The 24,724-nt window shown below is 31.9% G+C and carries 24 protein-coding genes, 1 tRNA gene and 2 pseudogenes; 10 read left to right on the top strand and 17 right to left on the bottom strand.

Translation table 11 applies throughout. From position 1 onward, the window contains the following. The first annotated feature begins 16 nt into the window (after nt 1-16). From AAHM86_RS02480 to AAHM86_RS02470, 3 genes are all read left to right on the top strand, one after another. Nucleotides 17-1,591 carry a phosphoethanolamine transferase gene (locus AAHM86_RS02480; protein WP_342268182.1) on the top strand — a complete coding sequence of 525 codons (1,575 nt, stop codon included), beginning with the start codon at nt 17-19 and terminating at the stop codon, nt 1,589-1,591. Beyond that, nucleotides 1,584-2,753: a lipid-A-disaccharide synthase gene (gene lpxB, locus AAHM86_RS02475; protein ID WP_342268181.1), complete on the top strand. Its 1,170-nt coding sequence runs from the start codon at nt 1,584-1,586 to the stop codon at nt 2,751-2,753. The genes AAHM86_RS02480 and lpxB overlap by 8 nt, the downstream gene beginning before the upstream one ends. A gap of 495 nt (nt 2,754-3,248) precedes the next feature. Next, nucleotides 3,249-3,325, top strand: a tRNA-Arg gene (locus tag AAHM86_RS02470). Here AAHM86_RS02470 and AAHM86_RS02465 read toward each other — a convergent pair. The 8 genes from AAHM86_RS02465 to AAHM86_RS02435 all read right to left on the bottom strand — a co-directional run bounded on the left by AAHM86_RS02465 (nt 3,296) and on the right by AAHM86_RS02435 (nt 8,717). Beyond that, on the bottom strand, nt 3,296-4,342 hold the full coding sequence (locus tag AAHM86_RS02465) for a recombinase family protein (protein WP_342268180.1): 1,047 nt from the start codon (nt 4,340-4,342) through the stop codon (nt 3,296-3,298). The genes AAHM86_RS02470 and AAHM86_RS02465 overlap by 30 nt on opposite strands. Before the next feature lie 45 nt (nt 4,343-4,387). After that, entirely contained in the window at nt 4,388-4,816 is a 429-nt protein-coding gene (locus AAHM86_RS02460) for a recombinase family protein (protein WP_342268360.1), read from the bottom strand. A gap of 446 nt (nt 4,817-5,262) precedes the next feature. Then, nucleotides 5,263-5,715 (bottom strand): ATP-binding protein, encoded by a 453-nt coding sequence (locus AAHM86_RS02455; RefSeq protein ID WP_342268179.1) that lies wholly within the window; start codon nt 5,713-5,715, stop codon nt 5,263-5,265. 140 nt (nt 5,716-5,855) lie between these two features. Further along, on the bottom strand, nt 5,856-6,209 hold the full coding sequence (locus AAHM86_RS02450; RefSeq protein ID WP_342268178.1) for a helix-turn-helix domain-containing protein: 354 nt from the start codon (nt 6,207-6,209) through the stop codon (nt 5,856-5,858). 918 nt (nt 6,210-7,127) lie between these two features. Beyond that, entirely contained in the window at nt 7,128-7,664 is a 537-nt protein-coding gene (locus tag AAHM86_RS02445) for an NUDIX hydrolase (RefSeq protein WP_342268177.1), read from the bottom strand. Further along, entirely contained in the window at nt 7,661-7,789 is a 129-nt protein-coding gene (locus tag AAHM86_RS07160; protein ID WP_410521571.1) for a hypothetical protein, read from the bottom strand. Before AAHM86_RS07160 ends, AAHM86_RS02445 begins: the two co-directional genes overlap by 4 nt. A gap of 105 nt (nt 7,790-7,894) precedes the next feature. Then, the gene (locus tag AAHM86_RS02440; RefSeq protein ID WP_342268176.1) at nt 7,895-8,476 is read right to left on the bottom strand and encodes a sugar phosphate nucleotidyltransferase; all 582 of its coding nucleotides are present in this window, start codon (nt 8,474-8,476) and stop codon (nt 7,895-7,897) included. After that, on the bottom strand, nt 8,469-8,717 hold the full coding sequence (locus AAHM86_RS02435) for a sugar phosphate nucleotidyltransferase (protein WP_342268175.1): 249 nt from the start codon (nt 8,715-8,717) through the stop codon (nt 8,469-8,471). The genes AAHM86_RS02440 and AAHM86_RS02435 overlap by 8 nt, the downstream gene beginning before the upstream one ends. Before the next feature lie 88 nt (nt 8,718-8,805). Between AAHM86_RS02435 and AAHM86_RS02430 the strand changes: the two genes are divergently transcribed. The 3 genes and pseudogenes from AAHM86_RS02430 (at nt 8,806) to rpsD (ending at nt 11,766) form a co-directional block, all read left to right on the top strand. Beyond that, nucleotides 8,806-9,579, top strand: a complete 774-nt coding sequence (locus AAHM86_RS02430) for a LicD family protein (protein WP_342268174.1) — start codon at nt 8,806-8,808, stop codon at nt 9,577-9,579. Nucleotides 9,580-9,587: 8 nt separating this feature from the next. Beyond that, nucleotides 9,588-10,872 (top strand): annotated as a pseudogene (locus tag AAHM86_RS02425) (DNA recombination protein RmuC). Between the two features lie 276 nt (nt 10,873-11,148). After that, nucleotides 11,149-11,766, top strand: coding sequence for a 30S ribosomal protein S4 (rpsD, locus tag AAHM86_RS02420; protein ID WP_342268173.1), 618 nt, complete (start codon nt 11,149-11,151; stop codon nt 11,764-11,766). Between the two features lie 511 nt (nt 11,767-12,277). On the opposite strand, the pseudogene AAHM86_RS02415 reads toward rpsD, so the two are convergent. The 6 genes and pseudogenes from AAHM86_RS02415 to AAHM86_RS02390 all read right to left on the bottom strand — a co-directional run bounded on the left by AAHM86_RS02415 (nt 12,278) and on the right by AAHM86_RS02390 (nt 17,692). Continuing rightward, nucleotides 12,278-12,942 (bottom strand): annotated as a pseudogene (locus AAHM86_RS02415) (rhodanese-like domain-containing protein). Between the two features lie 16 nt (nt 12,943-12,958). Beyond that, a complete protein-coding gene (locus AAHM86_RS02410) occupies nt 12,959-14,455 on the bottom strand; it encodes a Do family serine endopeptidase (protein ID WP_410521570.1) in 1,497 nt (498 codons plus the stop codon). A gap of 105 nt (nt 14,456-14,560) precedes the next feature. Beyond that, entirely contained in the window at nt 14,561-15,418 is an 858-nt protein-coding gene (gene hflC / locus AAHM86_RS02405; RefSeq protein WP_341755183.1) for a protease modulator HflC, read from the bottom strand. 6 nt (nt 15,419-15,424) lie between these two features. After that, complete coding sequence (gene hflK / locus AAHM86_RS02400) at nt 15,425-16,492, bottom strand: FtsH protease activity modulator HflK (RefSeq protein WP_342268171.1); 1,068 nt, start codon at nt 16,490-16,492, stop codon at nt 15,425-15,427. 625 nt (nt 16,493-17,117) lie between these two features. Beyond that, a complete protein-coding gene (locus AAHM86_RS02395) occupies nt 17,118-17,360 on the bottom strand; it encodes a hypothetical protein (protein ID WP_342268359.1) in 243 nt (80 codons plus the stop codon). A 20-nt stretch (nt 17,361-17,380) separates the two neighbouring features. Beyond that, nucleotides 17,381-17,692 carry a bifunctional (p)ppGpp synthetase/guanosine-3',5'-bis(diphosphate) 3'-pyrophosphohydrolase gene (locus AAHM86_RS02390; protein ID WP_342268170.1) on the bottom strand — a complete coding sequence of 104 codons (312 nt, stop codon included), beginning with the start codon at nt 17,690-17,692 and terminating at the stop codon, nt 17,381-17,383. Nucleotides 17,693-17,873: 181 nt separating this feature from the next. On the opposite strand from AAHM86_RS02390, the gene AAHM86_RS02385 reads away from it, so the two are divergent. From AAHM86_RS02385 to AAHM86_RS02370, 4 genes are read left to right on the top strand one after another with little or no spacing between them, the layout of a single operon-like run. Beyond that, nucleotides 17,874-18,575 carry a class I SAM-dependent methyltransferase gene (locus AAHM86_RS02385; RefSeq protein ID WP_342268169.1) on the top strand — a complete coding sequence of 234 codons (702 nt, stop codon included), beginning with the start codon at nt 17,874-17,876 and terminating at the stop codon, nt 18,573-18,575. Further along, nucleotides 18,535-19,794 carry a hypothetical protein gene (locus tag AAHM86_RS02380; protein ID WP_342268168.1) on the top strand — a complete coding sequence of 420 codons (1,260 nt, stop codon included), beginning with the start codon at nt 18,535-18,537 and terminating at the stop codon, nt 19,792-19,794. The genes AAHM86_RS02385 and AAHM86_RS02380 overlap by 41 nt, the downstream gene beginning before the upstream one ends. Before the next feature lie 15 nt (nt 19,795-19,809). Continuing rightward, nucleotides 19,810-20,079: a hypothetical protein gene (locus AAHM86_RS02375; protein ID WP_342268167.1), complete on the top strand. Its 270-nt coding sequence runs from the start codon at nt 19,810-19,812 to the stop codon at nt 20,077-20,079. A gap of 45 nt (nt 20,080-20,124) precedes the next feature. Beyond that, nucleotides 20,125-20,994 carry an NAD(P)-dependent oxidoreductase gene (locus AAHM86_RS02370; protein ID WP_342268166.1) on the top strand — a complete coding sequence of 290 codons (870 nt, stop codon included), beginning with the start codon at nt 20,125-20,127 and terminating at the stop codon, nt 20,992-20,994. 1,077 nt (nt 20,995-22,071) lie between these two features. Here the strand turns inward: AAHM86_RS02370 and AAHM86_RS02365 are convergent. The 3 genes from AAHM86_RS02365 to mdh form a co-directional block, all read right to left on the bottom strand. Further along, nucleotides 22,072-22,860: a hypothetical protein gene (locus AAHM86_RS02365; protein WP_342268165.1), complete on the bottom strand. Its 789-nt coding sequence runs from the start codon at nt 22,858-22,860 to the stop codon at nt 22,072-22,074. Between the two features lie 125 nt (nt 22,861-22,985). Then, the gene (locus tag AAHM86_RS02360) at nt 22,986-23,738 is read right to left on the bottom strand and encodes a peroxide stress protein YaaA (protein ID WP_342268164.1); all 753 of its coding nucleotides are present in this window, start codon (nt 23,736-23,738) and stop codon (nt 22,986-22,988) included. 22 nt (nt 23,739-23,760) lie between these two features. Beyond that, entirely contained in the window at nt 23,761-24,708 is a 948-nt protein-coding gene (mdh, locus tag AAHM86_RS02355) for a malate dehydrogenase (protein ID WP_342268163.1), read from the bottom strand. Nucleotides 24,709-24,724: the final 16 nt, after the last annotated feature.

Raw genomic sequence — 24,724 nt, 5'->3', positions numbered from 1 at the left:
AAAGTACGTTATTTATATGTTAAAACTAATCCAAAAACATTTAGATAGTAAACTAATCAAACTATCTTTGGTGTTCTCTTTTATTTATTGTCTACTTTTTAATTCAGCAGTTATTGTTTATAAATTCAGCTACTACAAATTCACTTTTTTTAAAGCAATATTGGAGTTGAGTAAGGACTCTATTTATATTTGCTTTACTTGCTTTATCATTTTTTTTGGTTTAACTATCCATCGACTTGTTTTTATAATAGGAGCAATCTTTTTATTTGTAACGGGAGCAATTGCCAGCTATTATCTATATCTTTTCAAAATTTCTCCTACAAAAGAGATGATGGGTAGCTTTTTCTCTACTGACTTCAATGAAGTATATGAGATAGTTAGTATTAGGCTAATTGTTTGGCTAATTTTTAGCATAGCTACTTGTATTTATACGATGAAGCATTTCTCTATTTTAGATAGTAAACTATTTGTTACAAAATTACTAGCGGCAATTTGTCTTTTAATTACCATTAATAATATTATTATGCCGCAGTTTAATTTGCTAAGGGGTTATTTTCCTATCCAATATTTACATAACACATATTTATCTTTAAATAACAAAAGAAGTGCAATGCGTGATGATATAAGTAAGAAGTTTTCTTTCATTGATCAATCGGATCAAAATATTACAGTGGTACTTGTAATAGGAGAATCAGCACGATTTGATCATTTTGGTATTAATGGTTATCACAGGGACACTACGCCATATTTAAGTTCTGTTGAAAATCTTTTTTCATTTAAAGCACAGTCTGCTTCCAATCACACACATCTTTCTGTTCCATCTCTTCTATCTCGCCATCCTGCGAGTAGCTTAGACAAAAGTACAGAAGAAACGAGTTTTTTGTCAATTTTTACCATGCTTGGTTTTAACACTAATTGGATTGGCACTCAGAATATAGTAGGATACTTAAGAAGTAAAAACCCAATTACAATTTATGATGAAGTTAGGTTTACTATGATACCTGGTGGTTCTATTTTATTAAGGAGGCTTGATCACGATGGAAAAATGTTACCTCATATTGAAAATAATATTGTAAATTCTACTACTAAAAATGTTTTAGTTATCCACACAGCTGGTAGTCATTGGAAATATTCTGCTAGATATCCTAAAGAATTTCAAAAATTTACTCCTAAGTGTAATTCCATTACTAAGGTAGATCAGAGCAGTTGTGATATTGAAGAGTTGATTAATGATTACGATAACACCATTTTATATACAGATTTTTTTTTGTATAATGTAATAGATCTATTAAAAAATAGTAACGCTATCCTAATATATGTTTCTGATCATGCAGAATCTTTGGGAGAACATGGTTATTACGGTCACGGTGGACCTATGATCCCAGAACAAACCACGGTGCCTTTTCTAGTTTGGATATCGGATGAATTTAAAAAAAGACATCCTGATTTGGTAAGTTCTATAGCTAATCATTTAGGCACTGAAATTAGTCATGACTATGTATTTCATTCGATCCTTAATTGTGTTGGCATTCATTCTGCTATGATTGACAAAAATTTAAGCCTATGTAGTAAGAAGCAGTCAAATGGCTAAAATTTATCTAATTGCTGGTGAAATTTCAGGAGATTTTATAGGGAGTCATTTGATACAAAGCCTAAAAGATATTTATAAGCTGGAGGAGATACAATTAGAGTTCGTTGGTGTAGGGGGAAGCAAGATGGAAGAAGCGGGGTTAGAGCATAGCCTTTTCCCGATTAGTCAAATAAATCTTATGGGTTTCGTCGAAATTATACCACATATTTTTAAGATCACTAAGCTAATCAAGCGTACTATTGCTGATATAATTCAGCATGCCCCAGATTTGTTAATTACCATAGACTCGCCAGGCTTTACTTATAGAGTAGCAAAGAAGATTCGAGCAGTCGTCGTCCGGCCCAATTTAAAGATTATTCACATTGTTGCACCCTCTGTTTGGGCATACAAACCTTCTAGGGCTATGAAATACGCTAAAATTTATGATTATTTGTTGGCTTTACTGCCATTCGAGCCACCGTACTTTCAGAAGGTAGGTCTAGATTGTCGGTATATTGGTCATCCAATATTGGAGCAGTATTTTTATGATGATAAAGATAAAGAGCTATTAAAGCGAGAATTACAAATACCTGTTCATTCAGAAGTGTTATGTGTCACTTGTGGTAGCCGCAAAGGTGAAATAACAAAACATGCCCCGGTATTCACGGCGGCGATCAATCTACTAGCAAAAAAATTCCCTAATCTTGAAGTGATATTTGTCACGGCTGAGTCTAGTCATAAATCTTTAATTGAACCATTTTTATCAGATGCAGCATTTAACTACCATTTCTCAAGTGATAGACTTAAGATTTTTGCTGTAGCTACCCTTGCTCTAGCAAAATCTGGCACTAATACCTTAGAAATTGCCGCTTGTAATACTCCAATGATTGTTGCTTATAAATTAAATATCTTAAGCTTTTTATTAATAAAGTTACTAATAAAAATACCTTATATTTCTTTGATTAATATTATTGCTAATAAAGAGATATTACCAGAATTTATCCAGTTTAACTGTACTAAATCAAATATAGCAGATAAGCTTACATCACTATTAGTTGACAGGAAAAAAGCAGCACAGCAAGTGAAAGAAAGCAGAAAGATTTTAATAGAATTAGGTTTTAAAAGTCCTAGCTCTCCTTCAAGCGTAGCAGCACATATTATAAAGTCAGAATGTTTAAACTGATATATCATAGTACCCTACATTTTTTATATAACCACTATTAAAATGGCTGCTGATCGTCTATTAGCGAGGAGTCGCGAAAAAGCGTCGACGCGGCAATCCAAGATACGCGAAGCGTTACTCTAAAAAAACAGCTTCGCTGTTTACTTGGATCGCCACGGCATCTAAAGAGCCTTGCTATGACGATTATAGAAAAATGTAGGGTACTATGATAACACCCCTCTTGTAAGAACTCGAGAACAAAAATAACGATGAAGTTGACTATTAGATACAAGAACCAGTTATATTAGAAGAAAAGTTATTATTTTTTGCACTTGAAAAAGATCACCTTAGCTGATATAAAACAAACATCTTTGTATATATACTCTTCTGCTTTGAAGAATTGGCTTTTGCAAATACTTGCAGGGATTTCGCGTACTCACGTACTTTATGTACTGCTTGCGTTCGCTCATCCCTTGTTTATTTATTGTCGCAATTTTCCAAATCATTTGAGTATACGCACCCTTAGCTCAGCTGGATAGAGCAACGGATTTCTAATCCGTAGGTCATAGGTTCGAATCCTCTAGGGTGCGCCATTCTTCGATTTTAGTGCATTTTACGAATGCATCAAACGGTGGACGTAGCATAAAGTCTAGCTTTCCGTCTTTTAATTCTAGGTTCGCAAATACTAAATTCATCAATTTACGTTTTCCTTCCGTAGTCGAACCTTTAAAGGTTTCTAACGCTCCGGAAGCCAGTTCTACTAGGTTAACCAAGCATTCTGAAAATTTATCATCAGCATAATCATGGTTTTCTATTTCTCTCACGATATCTTCACGTTTTTGTATTAATTGCTGACGTTTTCCTTCATGATCTTCCTTGCTAATATCACCATCTAAAAATAAATCAGTTAACCTATCCATACGAGTTTTAATCTTAGTATGCTCAGTATGTAGCTCTCCTATACGCATTTTATGAAAACCTTGCTCTATTTTTGCCGAGCTTTTAATATAAGTAATTACTTCAGCTAGCAAATTAGGGTCTAGATGGAGTGTTGCTAATACTTTTTCTACTTCTTGTAGTATTATTTCTTCTTTCACGTATATCCTCCTATTAGGTTTATTTGAATCCCAAGTTCTTAAATATATCCATTCTTCAGTTTGACCATTAATATAGGTCTTCTTTTTGGTTTCAGCAGTAACAACTCGACCAGTGACAGCACATTTTATCAATCCTCTAAATATATATTCTTTTTCTCCATATTTAAACGGTTTTTTATTCCAGTTAACACGTACCCTTTGGCAAGTATCAAATAGTTCTTTACTAATTAGAGGAGGATATATATGTTGGTATTCTTTTTTAGTTTTTAGGACTCGCATTACTCCGTAATAAAATGGATTTGTAATAATAGAATAAAGATAAGAGTGGCATAAATAATCTTGATTACCTCTAGAATTACGTAACCCCCATTCTTTGGTTTTCTTTAGTATCTCAGGTAGAGTATGACTGCCTGTAGCATATGTTTCAAATATTTTTTTAATTAAAGGACCACGATTAGGATCAATGATTATTTTTCCTTTGTTATGTCCTGTACCGTGTCCTTTGATATGCAAGTAACCAATAGGTGCAGTACTGATCCATTCCCCTAAACGTAATTTTTAGTCTATACTACGGTTGACATTATCTCTAAGACTATCAACAAATGCTTGAGCCATTAATACAAAAATATTCCACATCATCTTTTCTTGTGACGTAGAGTATTTATGTATTATATAATTTTCTGTGTAAAAATGTAGTTCGATTTTTGCTCTTTCAATCAAGTCATTTAGTAGAGGAGTTTCTTTATAACTACGTTGTAATCGATCTACCTTATCTGCTACTACTGCTATAACTTCTTTTTGTTTTTTAGCAAAGTCTATAGCTTCCTGAAACTTTTTACGATTACCTACTGTTGATGATTCAGAGAATTCAAAGATTTTTAGAATTTCTAAACCTTTACGCATACAATATTCTTGTAATCGGTATTTTTGTGCTTCAATAGAGTAGCCTTCTTCTTGTTCTTTTGATGAGACACGAGCAAGTAAAATAGCTTTAACAGCAATTATCTTTTAAAAAAATTGAATATTTTTATCTTATTCTATCTCTAATTAAAATGAAGCAAGATTTTGACAAATTCTATCAAATTCCTAGTTGCCGTATGTGCTTCAACGTTGGATAATTTGCCGTTATATTTTACTCTGATGTTGTTAACTATCGATTCATATAATTCATCTTTACTCCTTTTATCTTAGTTGATATGTAAGTGTTATTTGTATGCTGTCGTTGGTTTTTTATCCATTATTCTTTCCTTAATTATATTTCTGTAAATTGTAATCAGGTTTTGTCCCCCTATTGTAATGAACTATTGCCCCCCTAACCACATTAAAAATTAGTTAATTTAGGCACTTTTTAATTTAAATTCTAATCGAATCTAAATTAAAATTTAGATAATATTTAGTTACACTCAATTAGTGATTTTCAATTATACTTTTTGCTAATTTACATCTTTTCCTCCTCTAAAACTTTTATTACCAGTTTCTATGATGTGACAATGATGTGTCAATCTATCGAACATTACTTTTGTTGCTTTAGCATTACCAAATATATCACCCCATTCTTCAAATCTCAAATGGTTAGTGATAATAAGCGAAGACTGCTCATATAATTTAGCAAATACCTCAAATAACAGGAATCTAGCATCCACTTTTATTGGTACATAACCTAATTCATCTACTACAATCAGATGGAATCTCTTAACTGAATCGATGAATTTGCTTTCATAATTATGCGTTTTAGCATTAAGCAATTGGCTAGCTAATACATTTAAAGTATAAAATCTTACCCTGTAATTTCTTTCAATTGCAGTGAACGCTAAGCCAATTGCTAGATGAGTTTTTGCAGAACCAGAACCACCTATGAGTATGATATTCTGATGATTATTAATCACTTTTTGTATATCAATATTCTCTAAATTTTAATTTAGATTCGATTAGAATTTAAATTAAAAAGTGCCTAAATTAACTAATTCTTAATGTGGTTAGGGGGGCAATAGTTCATTACAATAGGGGGGCAAAACCTGATTACAATTTACACTTGCTTACCTTTTGCTTCATGGGTTCTCCGAAAACTCCTAACGATTAGATTTAAAGATTCATAACTACCCTGATAACCTGATATCTTCAACTGTTCGTATAGCTTCTTACCAGTCATCCTACGTCTGACTGGTTCTTTGATATTCTCTGCTAATAGTTGATTTAACATCGCAAGATATTCACCCAAAACTGGCTTAGCTTTAGTATATTTGGCTAATTCAAATTTGGTTGCATCACTGCGTATAACTTTCTTAACGGTATTTTTTGATATATTAAGCTCTTTGGCAATTGCTTTAATTGCTTTGCCATCAACATGATACATTTTGCGTATTTTTGCAATTGATTCCACGATAAACACTCCCTAAAAACTCCTTAAAAAAATATTTAAAATATTAATTTTTTGGAGATATTGTTACTTTTTTAGAGGGGGCATTTTTCGTTACAATCTTTGCTCTAAAGGGGGCAAAACCTGATTACAATTTATACTGCTTTCCAAACGCTCATTACTTCATCCTTGCTTACATCATAATGTTTAGTCATATAATTATCATTTCCTACCTAATTGGTTGTTTGATCATCTTATAACCTTCAAAAGTAAAGTCCTTCGCTCCAGTTTGTTTCCAAACCTTCATCACTACTATAACTTTATCCGCCCCACTCTCTTGGAAGAAAAGAGAATGATTCCCAAGTTCTAAGTAATAGCCTAATTCAAGTTCACGCCATCTCTATATCGACTGTCACTAATCCAAAACACACATTACCGATTAGTCTATATCCCAAAGATAAGTCAGAATCTCTAGTTTTGACAGTATTAAAATTTATTTCGACAACCTCATCGATTGGTTCGCTTACGCTCGTCTCCTTGAATCCTACGTGACGATTTAATCGTCTTTTCCCCATCTGCTCAACACCATCTCCTTGAAAGACACAGCACCATCCCCCCCGTGGGGTCGTTTGAGATATACTCGTGCTAGCCAATCTCGGTGGACCTACCACCATCTATTACTTAGCATTCAATCATTTACTACGATAACGTTATTGTTTCTTGGCACACTCAAGCTTCATGGATTGCCACGCTCACGTAAGTTCACTCGCAATGACGGTTTAAGTCTTACAACAGCACTTCGCTAATAGACGATTTTTTAACTTTCAACATTTGTTGGGTGATGTTGCCCCTACCGCCATTATGTCATCCCAGCGAAAGCTGGGATACTATCGTCTACCAACTCTTGAAATCATAGCAGTATATATTTACGAAGCCAATTCTTCAAAGCATAAGAGTGTACTTTTTTATCATCCTTTCTACTGAATTATCTAGCACAAGTTCTTGATAATTAGAAGCAAATTCTATCCATCGTAATTCGTTTGATTCAGAATTTTTTACAAAATAGTCGTTGCAAACGGTTTTTAATAAAAATCTCACATCATAATGATAATGTTCTTGGTCTATAGAATTACTAGGAATTAGATGAACATCTATATCATAAATCTGTCTAGAAATCAGCTCAATCTCTAAAATACCCGATTCTTCCTGTGCCTCTTTAATTGCTACAGCCAAAATGTTATTATTACCATCACAATGTCCTCCTGGTTGCAACCATTTATCCAACTTACGATGATGCATCAGTAAGAACTTTGTTTTATCAGAATTAAGTAAGAATCCTGAAGCGGTAAAATGTCCTTCTTTTGTCTCCCTACTAAATGGATTTTTACAATTATCTAGAAAGTCCAACATCCTTTCTTTATATTTATATTCTTCTTGAAAATTGCTGACATAGTTTTTTATACTCTCACGTAAGTTCATAATACTTCTTTTCGTCCCATCTCTGTCATTTCCATTACAAGCTGCTTTATTTTCTCAACTCTTGATTTGTTTACGATCAATAAAGCATCTTCAGTATTAATAATTATTATATTATCAACTCCTATTACAGCAGCAAGCTTATTATTAGAACTAATATATGAATTTGTACTATCAATGTTTATAACATCGCATTCGCAGTAATTATTCGTTATATCTTCTTTTTGTATTTGTCATAAAGAATGCCAATTTCCAATATCACTCCAACTAAAATTGGCTTCTATCATAATCATTTGACTAATATTTTCGATTATAGCATAGTCTAAAGAAATTGGGGTAATATATAGGTATGGTTCTAAAGCAAGTGTTATATTATTATGATCTTTGGTTGCAAAATAATATGCATCATACGCATGTTTAAAGAGTTCTTTTTGCCATAATTTAGCCTGCTCTAAAATAAAATCTATATTAAAAATAAAAATTCCTGAATTCCAAAAATATTTGCCATTTGCTAGATAATTTTGTGCTTGTTGAAGAGTAGGTTTTTCTACAAATTGTTGAGTGTTGTAAGTTCTATCTGCTAATAACTTGTTTATTTTAATATAACCATATTCGGTATTTGCAAAACTAGGCTTAATCCCAATAGTACAAATACCAAATTTTGCGACATAATTCAAAGATTCATTAATAGTAATTAGGTACTTATCAATATCATGTATATAATGATCAGAAGGCAGTAGAATAACAGTATCATAACCGTTATTCTTTGCTTGAATAGCTGATATAATTGCACATGAAGCTGTATTTTTAGGCATAGGTTCTTATTATTAAGTCTGCTTCTATATTTAGCTCTCTAAGTTGCTCTTTTGCTATTAATTCATATTCCTTAGCAATTATTAAAGTTGGTTTGCCTAAAGTTCTGTTTGTAATCAAGGTTTTTTGTATTAAACTCAAATTCTTAAATATTTTTATAAATTGTTTTGGTTGCATCTGTCGTGATAATGGCCATAATCTAGTTCCTAGACCACCAGCCATAATTACTGGTTTTACTTTCATATATCATTAATTATATAATTATCTAACTAAAGCAACTTATAGTTTATAACTTTAAAAAAGTCTACTAAAATAAACATGGGAAATATATATGCACAAAAATCATAAAAAAACTAATAACTTTTTCTTTAAAATAGCTGGAATAATTATAATTGTTTATGGTTTGTATCTAGGCTATGTAGAGTTTTATGATCACAAATGGAGATATGTAACTCCTACCGACCAACAAGTACAGAAATATACAATTAGTGAAAATAAAGCCCTAAGCTTATACCAATTAATGAAAGATACTCATGAAATATTGACTAAACATAACATACAATATTGGATTACAAGTGGTACACTTCTTGGGGCAGCAAGGCATAAAGGCATCATACCTTTTGATGATGACCTAGATATTGGTGTAATGCACGCTGATGAAATAAGGTTACAAGATATACTAACAGATTTTGTCAAGTTAGGTTATAAAACTTACCATCAAGATTTTTACACTATATGCAACAAGGTATGTATAGATATTTTTATTTTCCGTCCAAAAGACAACATGTTTATATATGCTAATTTCAGAACGTTACGTAGATTTCCTAATGATTTCTTTTATATTGACGAAGTATTTCCACTGGAGAAATATAAATTTGGTGAGATTGAAGTTTATGGTCCTCATGAATTTAAAGGTAACCTAGATAGGCAACACCCAGAATGGGATAAATACGGGATAATTCAGCAACCGCATAGTTATTTTGTTACTCTTTCACCTATTGAACAAAAGACTAAATTCATTTTAACTCCGAAATTATTAAAGCCAGCTATGCCAACTGGTCCTTTAGAAGACCGGGTAATTCCAAAATTACTAACTAAAGAGTAAACTTATCAATGAGTTATATTCTATTATTGCTTACTACCGGACTTGTTGTTTTATTTGGTTTATTTGCTTGGTTTTATCATAAGACAACCAAATTAAATGCAGAATTAGGCTTTTTATCAAATAACTATTTAGAAACAAGTAAGCAGAATCAAATTTTGCAGCAAGAAAAAATTTCTTATATCCAAAAAATTGAGCAATTATCTAGTAAAGTAGACTATCAGAATCAATTGATAGCTGAAGCAGATAAATCAAGGCAGGAGTCATATGTATCGGCAAAAAATGCTTTATTTGATCTTGGTAATGAATTGTCTAAACAATTAATTGAAATTCATAGACGGGAAAATCAAGAAGCAAGAGAATTATCAGAAAAAAATATTTCGGGGGCAACAAGCAAATTTAATAACGAGTTTGAACGTTTAATAAACATGGTTGGGTCATTAAGTAGGGATATAGAACAATCTAAAGGAACAGTAGACATTATTAAACAATCCCTTCTTTCTCCATCTGGGAGCTGGATTACTTGCTGAAATTACTCTTGAGAACATTCTAAAATCATCAGGTCTACGTTCTAATTTAGACTTTATCATACAATATTCTGTGACAACTACCGATAATTTAAAACTTAGACCAGATGCCCTAGTTTTCTTACCTTCTGGTAACTTAATGGTTATAGATGCAAAAGCTTCAAAGTTTTTAGTAGATTTAGGGCAAGATAGTTCTAATCTTAGTAAAACCATGAATAATCATTTAAAGTCCTTAAATAGTAAAGATTACGCGGAAAATGTTTTAGCTAGTTTCCAAGATAAAAAGGAACATTTTGGTAATATAGTTACTTTGATGTTTGTCCCTACTGAACAGGCAATTGAAAAAATTCTGATTGCAGATAATAATTTTTTATACAAGGCCTGGGAAAGCAATATTTTCCCAGTTGGTCCAGCAGGACTTATGAATATGCTATCATTTGCTAAATTCCAAATTTCAGATTATAGACGGTCAGAAAATCACAAATTAATTATAGAAGAGGTAAGAAAATTATTGACCTCTATTGCTTCGTTAGCGGAGCATTCGCAGAAACTTGGCAATAATATTCAGCATATAGTCAATAATTATGATAAATTTGCCGCTTCTTTTAATCGACATTTTTTATCTAAGGCTAGGAATATTCAAAAATTAGGCATAGATATTGGTAACAAAACAATCCAGCATCCTATAGAGCGTTATCAGCTTGTTTCATCAAAATCTGAAATTATGATGCCCAGTTGCTCGAATCATCCGATAAAATCAAGGAATTAGAATAGACCTTTTGCATAATTTGCTTATGTTGAGGAATTCGCATACACTCATAATTTCAAAAAATGAGGAATTGACTTTAATTGTTAAAATATATATACTTAAAATATATATACTCAAATGATTTGAAGAATTGGATTTGAAAATGAATGGTGAGCAAGCGGAACGTACATATAGTACGTGAGCATGCGAATCCATGATATTTTCAAAGCAGAAGAGTATACTTAAATTAACGTCATAATGACGTCAGTATGATATCAAAATTATGAGACATAGAGCGTGACAAAAATTATTAATTCTAAATATAAGGCTAGCAGAAGACTTGGTGTAAGCCTGTGGGGCGATAGTAAAGATGCCTTCAATACAAGAAATTATCGTCCTGGTCAACATGGTCAGAATAGTATGGTTAAAACTTCTGATTATGGTCTACATTTGAAGGCTAAACAAAAACTTAAATGCCATTATGGTAGAATTAACGAGAAGCAATTTAGAAATACTTTTACTCTCGCACAAAAAATGAAAGGCAATACGGGTGAAAATTTTATAGCCCTATTGGAAAGAAGGCTTGACGCTATTATATACAGAATGAATATTGCACCAACGATTTTTGCTGCAAGACAATTTGTTACCCATGGTCACATTAAAGTGAATGGTAAAAAGGTTAATATCCCAAGTATAAGACTAAAAGAAGGAGATGTCATCGAGCTAAAGGAATCAGCAAAACAAATCCCTGTAATACTCGAGACAGCTAGCAAACAAGGAAACATTGTACCAAGCTATTTAACTTTTGATTCCAATTCATTGTCTGGTCAGTTTGTCAGAATCCCAGTAATTTCTGATGTTCCGTACCCATTTGAACCAGAAGTACATTTAGTAGTTGAACTCTATTCAAGATAATTAAGAGACTAAATATCATCCCTGCTTCGGTGCAGCTTACTCGCCATGTTATCTCACCCCTGTGTAAACAGGGGGCTATGATATTTAACACATTCTTCTAGGCTATTTTTTTAGATATCAGCCTATGTTGGGATAACAATTCATATACTCAAATGTTTTGAAGAATTGGAGCGAAAAACAAGGGGTGAGCGAACGGACATAGTACCTACATTTTTTATACCGCTGCTGTTAAGAGACCTTCCGAGCGTCTATTAGCGAGGAGTAGCTGAAAGCAGCAACGCGGCAATCTAGGATACGCGAAGCGTACTAGAAAAAACAGCTTCGCTGTTTACCTAGATCACCACGGCATCTAAAGATGCCTCGCGATGACGATTATAAAAAAATGTAGGGTACTATAGCGAATGGAGCGTAGTAAACCCCATATCTTTCCTACATCTTTTAAAAGTGGCATACTTATTAGGCTTTAAAAAATACATCTTTGATATTAAAACCTGATTCTGCCTATAATAGTTTATCGATCACCACGTTCCAACCAATGTCCTTCAGCTGGTGACAAGTCACTTGCCACAGCTTCTTCTGTCATCAAATACAAAACATTCTCCTTGCCATAACCTATTACGATTATGGGTCACTTCTAAATATTGTAAAATACCGCCTTTAAGATGGTACACATCATTAAAACCCAGTTTCTTCAAATAGGCTAGGCTGTTGATTTCTCGCATCTAATCCCACTAGTACAAAACATTGCTACTTTTTTTCCAGCAAGTAATTCTTTATTCTGCTCTACCCATTTGGGAAATTGCTTAACAAACTTCATAGTCATTTCTAGTGTCTACTAATACCACATTATTTTGGCTAATAAACTTGTCCCAGTCCTTTGGTTCAATATACTCTCCTTTAAGATTTGCAATATCAATATCCCCAACTGTCATAGCAATAATTTATTTTAATATTTACATCTTCCGCAGATGTAAGTTTTATAATTTCATCTACTAAAAAACTTACCTCTTCTTTTGTCCCAGAAATTGAACCATTAAATCCTTCTAGAGCTAAAAGAATAGTACCCCTCATTCTTCTTTTTTTACCAATAAGTAAAATCTTTGGCAGCAAAATCTCAAGGTTTTCTAGGTTAGTAAAACTATAAAAACTTAATACTGCTATTTTATCATTATCCATACTGACTTCATTACTACTAATTTTCAGATTTGGTAACTGGCAAGGCTATAAACATAGAAACACCCCGTCTCTGTACCAACAAGATTATATTTTGCTTTTTAATAGATTGGGCATTGTCATACAATACATTTAATTGATCTATAGAAGCTATAGGTTGTTGATTGCTCGCTATTACTAAATCACCAATTTTAAAACCATAATTTTTTCCATCTTTTGCGATATCAGTTACAATAATGCCCTCAACTTTACTTTTAATAGCAAATTTTCGTTTAAGATTATCTGTTAAATTACTAAAAGTAACATTATTTTTTACAACAGAAAATTTATTATCAGAAGTTTTATCGCTTACCTTGTCGTTTACTTTTTTAGGCTCTATATCCTCTTCACTACTAATCTTGCCACTTAATTCTTGATTTTTGCCATTTCGTACAACGATAATTTTTACCTCTTGATCAACGGTAGTTTCAGCAACCATTATTTGCAGCCTCCTAGAATTTTTTACCGGTTGTCCAGCAAATTCTATTATTACATCCCCAGGTTTTATACCAAATTTATCAGCTGGACCATCTTTTTGTACTTCCACTACTAACGCTCCCGAAGCTTCTTTTAACTCAAACCCTTCAGCTATTTCATTAGTTACTTCTTGAATTACTACCCCAAGCCTGCCGCGATTAATTTTTCCATTTTGCCTTAGCTGGTCAATAATTGATTTAGCAGTATTAGATGGAATAGCAAATCCAATACCAATACTAGTCCCAGAAGGTGAAAATATTGCTGTATTGACTCCTATAACTTCACCATTAATATTGAACATTGGACCACCGGAATTACCATTATTAATAGCCGCATCAGTCTGTATAAAATCATCTACTATACCGTTAGTGTTATCAATATCACGTCCCTTTGAAGATATAATACCAGCAGTTACTGTTCCTCCAAGTCTACCAAAAGGATTACCAATAGCAATAACCTGATCTCCTACCCTAGCTTTACTGGAATCACCGAATTTTACAAAAGGCAAAGGAGTTTCGATCTCAATTTTTAAAAGAGCAAGATCAGTTTTTTTGTCACTACCTACCAATTTAGCTGATAGCTCCCTATTATCCTTTAATTTTATGTGAACCTCATCTGCATTTGCAACTACATGATGGTTGGTAACAATAAAACCTGTAGTATCTATAATAAAACCAGAGCCAAGGGGAACAGATTTAGGATTTGAATACATCTCATCAAAATCAAAAGGTAGATTAAAACGCTCCAAAAGTTCATTAAAATGATCGAATGGAAAACGCTCAAAAGATTTTTTATGAGAATCCTCTAATTTTTGGTTATATTGTACTGTATACACATTTACCACAGCTGGAATAAGTGGCTCAACAATGTCTGCAAAACTATAATTATGGGATTCAGGTATCTTTATTGGCACTGACTGTAAATTATTAGATTCCTCAGGAGTAATTTTGCTTGGCTGGATATTTTCAGCAAAAATAGAAGATGCCAACCACATAGTCATCAGAAAAGTGATAATTAAATACCTTAGTAAATTGTTAAACTTACAAATATTTTGGACTATATCATCTACCCAATTACTAATCATTTTTACTCTCTCAATGTCATTCTATTTACCCAAATTTAGATATTTAAATAGCTCTGCTTCCGGAGACAACACAAAAGAAGTATCATCTTTCTTTAAAGTATTTTTATATACTTCCAAGGATCTATAAAATTTATAGAATTCTGGATCAACAGAATAAGCAAGATTATATATCTTAGCTGCCTCCATATCACCATCCCCTTTTATGATTTGAGATTGCATATAAGCTTCAGCAAGTAATATTTTACTTTCTTTGTCAGCTCTTGATCTTATACGAGCCCCTTCTTCTTGTCCTTCAGCTCTTATTTGGGTAGCTTCTTTTTCACGAGCAGTTTGCATGCGGCGATAAATTGCTGCACTATTCTCTTTCGGTAAATCAGCTCTTAAGATTCTAACGTCAATTACATCAAGTCCAAAATTCTTTGCTTCCTCATTAACCTGATTTAAGATATTTGACATTATGTCAGACCTTGCACTTGTAAGAAGACTAGTCAAAGGTAATCTACCTATAACCTTTCTCATTGAAGATTCTAGGTTTTTATTAAGTCTAATTTTAACACCTTGGTAGTTATGTACAGTTTTGTAAAACATCACAGGATCAACAATACGAAATTTGGCAAAAGCATCTACGATTACCCTTTTCCCATCAGAAGCAGTTAGCTCTTTTGCTTCCGCCTCTACATTTAAGATACGTTTATCAAAAAATTCAACATTTTGAATAAATGGAATCTTTATATTTAATCCTGGACTTTCAATGGTTCTCATTGCTTCACCAAATTGAAATACCACAGCGGAATGGCGTTGATCAACAGTAAATAAAGCACTGGTAACTGATAATAATAATCCGAAAACTACGAAACTTATATAATAAATTGTCTTCATCCAGCACTACTCCTTAATTTTATTTTGCTGAATTGCCATATGCGGCAAAACGCCATTAGTACCCATAATAACTTTGTTAGTATCCATTAGAATATTTTCTATAGCTTCTAAGTAAAGGCGATCCTTAGTTATTGACTTATTAGCAACATATTGTGTATATACAGCAGCAAACCTTTTGCTGTCTCCTTCAGCTCTTGAGATAACCTCTTGTCTGTAACCTTCTGCTTCTTGGACAATTTTAGCTGCCTGCCCTCTAGCTTTAGGTAAAATATCATTATTATAGGATTGTGCTTGATTTATCTCACGTTCTTTATCGGCTTTAGAAGTTTGTACATCCCTATAAGCATCAATTACTTCAGCTGGCGGCTCAGCTTTTAGTAACTGCACTTTCTCAATACCAACACCAGCATTATAATGATCAAGGATTTTCTGTGTTAAAGCTTCAATCTTATTAGTGATTTCTTGTTTTTGGTCTGATAATATCGAAGAGATAGGAGTATTGCCTATAACTTCTCTTATAGCACTTTCAGCAGCTGTTTTTACAGAATCTTCTGGATTAACAATATTAAAAATATATTTTTCTAAATCAGTAATATGCCACATTATATCACAATTTAGTGCAATAATATTCTCATCGCCAGTAAGCATAGTACTTTCAGCAGCCACAGCTTTGGTGTTGTCCACATTAGACCTAAGGCTACTTGTTGATCTATATCCGATCTCAATTCTACGAGACTGGTTTACCTTCTCAACTACTACCTGTTCAAACGGTAATGGAAGGTGATAATTCAAACCAGGGAATCCTTTACGAACAAACTTACCAAACCTCATTACTGCAGCTTCTTCTCCTTCCTTAACTTCATAAACTCCGGAGGCAAACCAAACAGCAACTAACGACAACAAAACTAACACCATTATGTTATTGTTGAAGCCAAACTTATTATAGAAATCATTAAGGTTAAACTTATTTTTTTTCCTTGGCCTAGTAAATATATTATATTCACTTTTTTCTTCCTCTTCAGAATTTCCCCAAGGGGATTTTTTTAGAACCTGAGTATATATTCGATTAAACATTTTCTACTATTGCTTTTTGTTAATTTGTATATTATATCACTAAATATAGTTAGCACTAATACTATTTGATAAAAAAATTTAGAATATAATTATATCTTGTATATCTAACCGCGTCAAGGCTCGTTACTAAAAAATCAACACCTGTATTATAACATTTCTAGCATCTGAGGGTTATGAAAATATAGAAGTACTAGAACTACATGGACCTACTACTAAGATTAATGCTAAAATTACTCCTGAATCTGAATTCGATGTAACAAGTTACATCGAATTCAGGTTAGTATAGGTATTTGTAAACTTTCAACAGTTGTGCACCGGAGCGTACAACTAGTCATATCTTTACCCACATCTTTTTAAATAGGTTATACATATCAGGTTTTAATATCAAAGATGTATTTTTAAAGCCTAATAAGTATGCCGCTTTTAAAAGATGTGAGTAAAGATATGACAACTAGTACGTGAGGAGCGGAGATCATGAAATACGATGATGTGATGATTAGTTTTCGGAAATGGTATTAGATGGTTAATTTTTATTAGAGGGTCAAACACTGTTTACAATTTATAGTTACGACCCAATAGGTATTTTAAAGATATATTAATTAATTCGTTTGCTATATCATTCATATTAAGATGCATAGCCAAGTGGTACAAAATAACATAAAGTTTCATTAACTGTTTTATCAATTTTTTCAGAGGATTTTGCGTAAAGAGTTCTCATATTATGCAAACGATCAAAAATTTTAATAATCAATATATCTGACTTTCCTTGAATAAATAAAGAATTAATCATTTCCACGACACTAATCTTTTTTTCTAGTTTTATTCTAGTTAAGTCTTGAACTTGATTAGCAACTTTACTACCAAAGATAATATTAATCGTTTCTTCAGTTATATTTGTATCTTCAAGGCAGTCATGAAATAATGAGTAACTATCATGTCTGTTCTAAAAAATCGTGGACGTGTTTGAGCCGTGTAAGTAGCAACCATGTAAGCTATCTCTATTGGATGTGAGTAATATGGCTCTCCTGATTGTCTTTTCTGGTCAGCATGATATTTCCTAGCATAATATATTGCTTTCTTAATTTCAATAATATCCACCTTGTCTTTAATATGTTTATTTAATATTAAAAGCTGGTTTAACAATCTTTTTGAGTATTGACACATTTTGAATTTTATTTGCCAATAATTCTGATCTCTCATAAAGTCTTGTATTTTTATAATAAATATAAAGAAACCATATATAAACACACTTGGTAAGACTAAAAATAGGGGGCAAGAATAGCATGCTAAAATTATGCTATTGTAATTTAGTGCTTTTTAATTTTAATGCTTATGTTAGAATAATAAAAAGCAGTTCCTCTAATTGTTCAATGGTAAAATTATGAATAACTGGAAATTAAAAACTATTACTGATTCTTATAGAGAAACTAAGGAATTTAGATTTAATAATTATATTATTAACCCACACGTAAAAAATATTATAGGAAATGTAAGAGACAAGACTCTATTGGAGATAGGTTGTGGATTTGGTAGATATTTAGAAATTTTCTATGCTGAGAATCTACTGAAATTAGTAGGGTGTGACACTTCTCCTTATCAAGTAGAGCTATGTAAAGAAAATATCAAAAATAGTAATATTGAGTTACATGTATTAGATTTTTCTGATGTTGAAAGTTCTGCAATTTTGGGACAACAGGAATACGATATTGTATATAGTATCTTTGTGATTTTATATATAGATGCTTTAAGTAAATTAGAAATATTTATCAAAAATTGTTATGAATGCTTAAAACAAGGAGGAAAAGTTGTAATATGCACTTTAGATATTATAAGTGCATATTCTTATCCAGAGGTTTTTGATATATTAAAATTTCCCACGAAGTTTTTGAAAGATGAGTACACGGATGGTTGCCCCATAGAAATTAGTATTACAAATGATTGTGTTGTAACGTGCTATCATATGGATTTTGATACTATAAAGAGATTAATGGAAAAATTGGGCTTCAAGAATGTAATGAAACATAACTTGTTTTTAAAAAAAAATGCTTTACAGAGCTTTACAGAAATTGACAGAAAAATGTGATAATGTTAATCAATGTGGAGGATATTCTTTATTCAAAATAAAATATCCTTATGGAGCATATATTGTTAATAGGGGGGAGTTTCATCTACCAACTAAAGACGGCAAACTAATTTCTATAAATGACTCAAGAATTCCAGAATTTCTAAAAAAGAAGTTGAGATATAGCCATATTCCCTTATCCTTAATTCTTAATAGTTTGAGCGAAGTATTTGTTCAGATACAAAATAGAATTGTTTCCCTTAATGTTCTTTTGACTGGTGAACTTTTTGGTCTATTTGAATTAATGCATATGTTAAACCAAACATCTTCATTAGATATGCCTATTTGGAATGTGTCAGCTGGAGCTCGCTCTACTGTTATGATTCCAAGTATTTCTGATACAGTGGGTCATAATAGGATTAAAAAGAAATTAGGGGCTGATATCTATGCTCCCTATGGTTTGTCAGATCATTGGCGGACATTTGTAGATATTAATAAGTATTTTCATAATTCAAATTGGAATAATAGCATTCTAGTATTTTCTAATGATTGGTTTCTTCAACCAAATGATCCTGGATATAGTGGTTTTTATAATTATCTAGTTACTCAATGTTGGAAACAATTTCAATTGTTAGAAGATTTTACAGATTTTAGTTTATTATGGTCATTTTTTACTCATGCAATTAATCTACGTAATTTAAAACCACGATCATATCTAATAGACACTGTTAGACATTTAATTTTGATTTCTAAAGGTTCTGTTGTAGCATTTAAGCCATCTACGGATGATACAGGTTTGCCAATGAGTTTAATACAGCAAATATATGTAAATGATTATAATCTAAAAGATTATATACCAAATATTATGCAACCAGCAAAATTTACTAAAAATAGTAAAGTCTATTATTCTCTTAGCTTTCCTACTCTATTTAATAGCTCTCCTTATTGTAGAAATCCTCCGAGTATAATTGAAGATCAAAGAGAGATTAAAAGATTATTAGATATTTTAATAAATACTATTCACCAAATTGAGAATCATAGTGCCAACTCCCTTAAAAACATAAAATTTGAGTTATTTCATTCTGGAAACGATCCATTTGGTCAGATATTATCTAGTAAAATTATATCTGAAGATGATGCTAGGTTTTTAGAGTATAATAGTAATGGTAAGGAAGCAAGAGTATTTTGCTCCTCATCTAGTTTTTTTAATGGTTGTATTGCTATCTGTAATAATGAGTAATTTTTTGAGTTTATTATGAGTAATTTAAATACACCCATATTAGAAACTCTACAAAGTATAATAGATAAATTAAAAGGATGTAAGTATCTTAATTTAAAAAATGTTACCTTTGTTTGTGTACAACATTTGTTATTTACAACAATAGATTTAATAAAATCTCTTATCAGATTAGGTGCTAAGCCGAATAATATTCATATAATGGGTAAAATATACTCAAATTGCCCTATAGTAATTGCCCAACTTATAGAAATGGGAGTAAATTACTATCCTAGTTCCCAACCGTAACAATTTGGCTATTTTAACTATTATTTTAATACAGATATAGCTAATATGTGGGCTAATGTTGCTACTACCATAATAAATGTAAAATCTGACACTATTATCATACTAGATGATGGTAGTAAATGTACAACAACTATTCCAAAGTTACTAAGTGATAATTACAAGGTCTTTGCTGTAGAGCAGACATCATCAGGGGTTGTTCATATTATTAAAAACAATTATACCACGTTACCTTTTATTAACGTTGCTTATTCTGCTGCAAAGCAAATATTAGAGTCTCCAATGATTGCTCAGACCGTCATACGAAAACTTGATAAAATTTTGCCTTTACAATCTCGTACCCTTGTATGTGGAGTAGTAGGTTTTGGAGCTATAGGGAGATCTATTGCACAAAAATTATTATCTTTAAATCATAAAGTAATAATATATGATAGATATGATAGTAAGTATAATCTTATGAAGAAGATTAAAACTGCAAATAATATTCTATCTTTATTTCAGAAATCTGAATATATTTTTGGTTGTACAGGAGAAGATATTACTTTATCTCTTGACGTCAATAAAATACGAGGAACAAAGAATCTAATTAGTTGCTCATCACAAGATATAGAATTTCAGTTATTACTGCATATTATTCAAGATAATTCTTCTATTAATACCTCTAACGTATTGGATAATATCGAATATTCTACAGATAGTGCAACGTTCAATATTTTTAGAGGAGGATACCCTGTAAATTTGGATAATTCTGGAGAATCTGTGCCAGACAATGATATACAACTTACTCGAGGATTATTACTTGGTGGAATCGTGCAAGCAGTATTTCATTTAGTTCAAGAGGTTAATCACAAGCCACAACAATATATGTTACATCCTAAAATACAAAAATCAATAGTGAAAGAATTAGTATATAATTAAAAGTACAAATTTTCTAATGATTTAGTAGTTATGAATTTTTTAGATGAAGAGTGGATTAAAAATAATTCTAGCGGAGAATATGTAAGTAATGATATTATCTCACGATATTTTCTGTAAACCTAAATTTCCGATTAAGAGTAGATAAAAAGTTGATGGAAATGAGGTTTAGTTTTTCCACACGCCGCATGATAATCCACTTCTATAGCATAATTTTTGCTCATATTTATCTCGAAGATGAGGAGCGAAGCCTATAGATAATAGGCGAGCGACGAGTGACGACGTCACCAAATTCTCCTGAATTGACTATACCAATGTCAATCTTGGCTTTGTGTTTAGTAAAGTTAAGATAAGTACTGTCTTGTATCACTAGCAATAAATTATCATTATTGTTGTTAATTCTATCAGTAGTTTGCCTAAAATGCGACTCTATTAAATGATCATTGTTAACTTTGCTATTAACAAAAAAATCATAAGATTATCTTTGATCTTGTGGATTATCAAAAAGATTCTTAATACAGATTGTAAATTTTGCCATTAGGGCTATAAAAATCTTTAAAGCTCTTGATTTAAGACGTTGATCTTTTAAACTAAACTTTCAAATTCTGATTCAAAAAATAACTTATTACTTCCTTCTCCTAGTCCCAAACTATCCAATTGCTTACCTCAAATCTTAAAAAATAAAATTTAATATTATCTTATTTCTTTTTAATCCTTGCAATTAAAACTTAAGGCTAACTGTTAGATTTGGTTTCGGCTCGGATGTTTCGCTGTCTACGCTTTACTACTGTCGTTACCTTCAGCTGCACAAGACTCGCTATATGGTGGAGTAGCTACTCCTTCCATAATAGGACTTTCACCCCTAAGATTAATGTGCCTTATCTTGACGCACACACAATCAGTTGGACAGAGCCCAGAGCCTTAATAATTCACATTTTTCCAGTCGGAGCGTTTAGTTTCTCCGGTTTTATAAAAAGAAGTTACTTCTTTTATAAAATGTTCAAAATCCGGATTTTCTTTAACGAGCCTATTAGCCATATCCCAATCAATCTCTAATCTTTCTTTAGCAGGAATTAGTATTCAACCTTTTTCTGATTCGTTTATGTTTAATAAAATAAATTCTATACCGTGTCTAGCAGAAAGAATTTCCAGTTCATGAAAAGTGTTACTATCCTTGCTTTCTACTAGAGAGAAAGCTACTAAATATCCATAGTGAGCCCATGAGGAATTTGATAGTGCTTGAAAAAAAGATTCTCGTACATTGGAGTGATTAATTGTTACTTTCACCTCAAAAGACCAAAGTTTAGCTTTTATATTCGCATATTGTTTGACGCAATCTTTGATCGGCTCTGCCCAACCTTTCGTCATAGCCTCCATTCCCACTAGGTCGGGATATAACCATTTATTAGCATTAGTACCACTACGATTTGAAGAACATTTTTCATTAATAATCATGTTATAAATACCAAGCTTATTCCAAAGAAATTCTGAAAGTTTTAGATATATCTCTTTTTCTTTTATGTTTGGTTCTTTCCCAGCATCTTCTATCTCTGCCTGATCAGTTTCTTTAGTATAATAATACCTACGCGGATGCTCTTCTATTCTTTTAATATTAGGTTCCTGTTTCTGTATGTAGTCATCATACCACTCTCTTTTCATTTCTGCACTAAAAAATCCTTTTATAATTTGAGCTATTTTTGCTGGATCAGTTACATTGAGCATTGATTTGCATTTACTGTTCTCCGCTTTTCTCTTGACTTCCTCAGGATAAGTTTTTACTAGCCATGCAGCTATGTCTCTAGAAGTAAATTTCTGACCTTCATTGGCTTTAAGGAAACCAATAATTGCTTTGTTACGATTAAATTTCATAGTCAACCCTAATATTTTATAAACTACTAATAAATAATAATCAGAATAGTAAAGAATTTAAATATAACTAATATATAATTCCAAGTTATTATCTTTAAATTTAAATGTAGTTGTAATATTACAACTTATTCATTTTTAACAAATACCCAATCTTTGTTGGAAGACTCAGTTTCACTATAATAATAGTTTTGTTTAGAGAACTGTTTTAATTTTTCAGGTACGTCTATAAGATTTTCTCCAATAAAGTTAAGCATGCTGCCCCTAGCTTTCTTAGCGTTTATAGCTATTATTTGTAATTTGTTATTTCTTTTTTCTTTAAAATATATATTAATTATTGGATATTTAAGATCATTTTGATTTATGGCGGAGGAATATTCATTAGAGGCTAGGTTGATTAGATATTTATTTTGGTGAGTTGCTAATATTTGATTTAGATAATTGGTAATATCAATTTGCCAAAAACTGGATAATTTTTCTAAATTTGGCAATTTTGTTGACATTTCTAGCCTATAGGGTTTTATTTTATCTAAAACTCTTAGTGGTCCATATAAACCTGATATAATTAACGTATGTCCTTGCAAGAAATCCCATTGCTCTTTAGAGAAACTGCGTCTATCAATATTATCATAAACATCCCCATCATAGGCAAATATTGCTTGCTTTTGGGGATGGTTATCGAAATCTTGAAATCTATGATAATTAAGCTCAGCCAGTTTGCTACTTACATTCATTACCTGCTTGATCTGATTTTGTGATAGGCTTTTACATATCTGTAAGAGATACTGCATTTTAGTAAGGAAATGCGGCTGCGTACATGGTAAATCCGGTATTTCCGAGATAAAATCCTGAGTCTTAGCTGGTGAAATTATACTTAGCATATCTGTAGTCTAGACAAGAAATTTACAATTTAACTGATTCAATTAATTTTCTAACTCCATCTACTGATTTATTAAATAGAGCTTGTTCTTCATCATTTAATTTTATTTCCACTATTTTTTCTACACCATTTTTACCAATAATAACTGGCACTCCGACATACATATTTTTTACTCCATATTCCCCTTGAAGATAAGCAGCACAACTTAATATTTTACGTTTATCTTTTAGATAACTCTCTAACATTTCAATAGCAGAAGTTGCTGGAGCGTAATAGGCAGAACCATTTTTAAGTAGTGAAACAATTTCTCCACCACCATTTTTTGTGCGATCTATTATCGCATTAATACGTTCTTTCGTCGACCACCCCATTTCTACTAAATCTAAAACTGGTATGCCGTTAATTGTTGAATATCTAACCAAAGGAACCATTGAGTCACCATGACCTCCAAGTACAAAACTACTAACATTTTCTACAGAAACATTAAATTCATTGGCTAAGAAAAAGTTAAATCTTGATGAGTCAAGCACCCCAGCCATACCAACCACCATATTGCTAGCTAGTCTACTTTCCTTTAACATTACGTAAACCATAGCGTCAAGTGGATTGGTTATAACAATGACAAAAGCGTTCGGTGCATATTGCTTAATGTTGCTAGCCACAGTTTTTATAACAGTAGTATTAACATTAATTAAATCATCCCGACTCATTCCAGGTGAACGTGGTACTCCAGCTGTAACAATTATAGCATCTGAACCTTCTATGTCTTTATAATTGTTAGTACCTTTAGCAATTATATCTGATCCAGTAATTGCTCCAGCTTGTGATATATCTAAAGTCTTACCCTGCGAAGGACCTTCAGATAAATCAAACATAACTATATCAGCAAGTTCTCTAAGACTGATCAAATGTGCAAGTGTTCCGCCAATCTTTCCCCCACCAATTAAAGCAATTTTTGTTCTTTTAGCCATACTTCCTCCTGAAAAG

The organism is Candidatus Tisiphia endosymbiont of Empis tessellata (assembly GCF_964031035.1).
In the GTDB taxonomy this organism is placed as follows: Bacteria; Pseudomonadota; Alphaproteobacteria; order Rickettsiales; family Rickettsiaceae; genus Tisiphia.
Note: the sequence above shows the minus strand (reverse complement) of the source record. Positions and strands in the feature narration are given on the sequence as shown.